This is a genomic window from Mitsuaria sp. WAJ17, assembly GCF_014174515.1.
Lineage (GTDB): Bacteria > Pseudomonadota > Gammaproteobacteria > Burkholderiales > Burkholderiaceae_C > Roseateles_B.
Window position 1 is genome coordinate 1 of record NZ_JACJUG010000076.1, and the last position, 2,411, is coordinate 2,411.

The 2,411-nt window shown below is 71.0% G+C and carries 1 protein-coding gene and 1 pseudogene; one reads left to right on the top strand and one right to left on the bottom strand.

All coding sequences use genetic code 11. The features are described 5' to 3' along the window. A partial coding sequence (locus H5407_RS23390; protein ID WP_183106895.1) for an RHS repeat domain-containing protein occupies positions 1 to 1,797 on the bottom strand: 1,797 nt, incomplete at its 3' end. 240 nt (positions 1,798 to 2,037) lie between these two features. On the opposite strand from H5407_RS23390, the pseudogene H5407_RS23395 reads away from it, so the two are divergent. Further along, a pseudogene (locus H5407_RS23395) lies at positions 2,038 to 2,411 on the top strand (hypothetical protein); the annotation flags it as partial.

The window sequence follows — 2,411 nt, forward strand, 5'->3', positions numbered from 1 at the left end:
GGTCTTGAGCTGGCCCAGCACCCACTGGCCGAGCTTGTCCTCGTAGCTCAGCGTCTCGCTGAGGCTGCCGCCCGGGCCGCTGCGCTGCTGGCTGGTGACCCGCTCGAAGCTGTCGAAGGCCGTGGCGCTCCAGCTGAAGCTCGTGCCCTGCTGGGTGATGGTGCGCTGCTGCAGCGGGTCGGTGCGCACGGCGCTGGCGCTGTCGCCCATCTGCAGGATGCTGATACCCATCTCGCGGCCAATGCGATGGCTGCTGGCGGTGCTGCGCAGCACGCCGCCGCTGGTGGGGCCTTCATCCAGGCGCAAGAGCTGACCCTCGGTGCGGTCCACCCGGGTGCCGAACACATGCACCAGGCGGCGGCCGTCGCTGCCGTCCACGGTGACGGTCTTGGTCTCGGGGCAGCTGCCGCTGCAGTCGCTCCAGCTGCCCTGGTTGGCGGCACTGCTGTAGCTGTAGGTCCAGCTCAGCGTGGGCAGGCCGGGGCCGCCGATCTGCTTGGCGGTGAGGGCGGTGGTGGCGAAGTAGCGGGGGAAGCGCGCGAAGGTGCCGTAGTCTCCGAAGCAGTTCTGCGGCACGTAGGAGCGCGCATGGCTCACCGGCTGGACCGTGAAGCTGCCGGTGGCTCCGCTGGGATGGGTGAAGCTGATCACCCCGGTGAAGGGACTCACGGCCTCGTCGCCCAGGCCCGCGCAGCCCGGGTCCTTGCTGTAGTGCGGCGTGACGCTGATGGTGTCCGCCCCGCTGATGCCGAGCAGACTGCCGTCCGGCTGGGTGACGCTGAGCAGCTCGCCCGCGCTGCTGTAGCTGTAGGTCCAGCTGCGGGTGCCATCAGTGATGCTAGTGACGCGGTCGCTGCCGCTGCCGTAGCTGAGGGTGATGACGCGGCCGTCCGAGCCGGTGATGGTCTTGAGGCGCCAGGGCGCGGCCGGGTCGTAGGCGTAGCTGACCGTGTTGCCGAAGCGGTCCCGCGCCTCGGTGGGCAGCAGCCAGACGTCGTCTCGCAGCAGGGAGGGCGTCCCCACCGCCGTGGCCACCTTGCCCGGCGGCGTGGCGGCCTGCGGGCTGACGGTGGAGCGGTACATCACGTCCGTCTTGCGCCGCACCAGCCAGTCGAAGCGCCAGGTGACGCCGTCCGGGCTGCGGGCGATGAAGCCCTCGCCCTGGTTGTTGACGCTGGCGGTGGTGAAGGCGTTGCTGGCCAGGGCCGTGCAGCGCAGGGCCCACTGGTGGCGCGTGACCAGCGGGTAGCTCTGGCCGTCGGCCGGCACGGCGGGCGTGGTGGGGCCCACCTTGAGGATCTCGTCGGCGCCGGCGCCGGGTACATAGAGCTGGTGGCCCTTCCAGTACTCCTCTTGATCCCAGAAAGAGTCGCCGTTGGTGCCAGTGACCGTGCCCGGCCCGGTGAAGTTGCTGCAGCGGTCCGTGCCCTTGCCCAGACCGAAGGACCAGCCGTACTTGCTGGAGAACGTGCCCTGGATGCGCGGCAGCTCCAGGTCCCAGTTGCCGAAGGCGCCCAGGCGCTGGCGCGCGGCATAGCCGGGCACCAGGCGGCGCCCGACGCCCACCCCCAGCCCATCGTTGCCCGGCAGGCCGACATCCAGCTGCACGAACTCCAGCGCGCCGGTGTAGTGGTTGATCTTGTCCCCGAAGAGGTTGGGGCCCAGGGCGCTGACGGCGCGCGAGGCCCGCACCAGCTCGTGCTGCTGGTCGTGGTAGGTGTCGGCCTGGACAGCACAGGCCCACAGAGCGGCCAGCAGCAAGCAGGGTCTGCCAGCCCTGCGCAGCATCAGTGTCATGAATCCCTCCCAAGGCAGCGGTGGCATGGCCCCAGCCCCTGCATGAATAACGTCTTTTTGAATCGGCTCGATGAACCGGCGGAAATGTACGGACAGCGCCGGGACCTGTGACACTGTCAAGTGTTTCCCCCACCTTCGGGGGACGGGGCGCGCAGACCTCGGCGGGCCCGCGGGACCGCCAGGCTTGCTGCCAGGCGGATGCGACGAGAATCTGTCTCGATCCCTCCGCCTGCCGCCCGCTTGAAAGCCCACCGCCTCCGCTTCGCGACGCCCGCCCCCTTCCGCACGCAACTGCCTGCGGAACTGGCGGCCATGGCGGCGACGGCCCATGCAGGCGCAGGGCCTCGGGACCGGGGGGCGGCGCGCCGGCCGGGGCTCTCGCTGGCGCTGTCCCTGGCCCTGCATGCCTTCGTGCTGAGCCTGACCTTCGGTGGCCAGGGCCTGGGTTTGCCTGGACTGGGCCTGCCCTGGAGCGTGCAGCGCGTGGAGCCACCGCCGCTGCAGGTGCGGCTGAGCCTGCCGGCGGAGGCGGCGTCTGCCTCTGCGCCCCAGCCGGCGAGCTCACCCGCGGCGCTTGCCGCCCTGCCAGCGCGGCCCACGCCGGACGAGGCGCC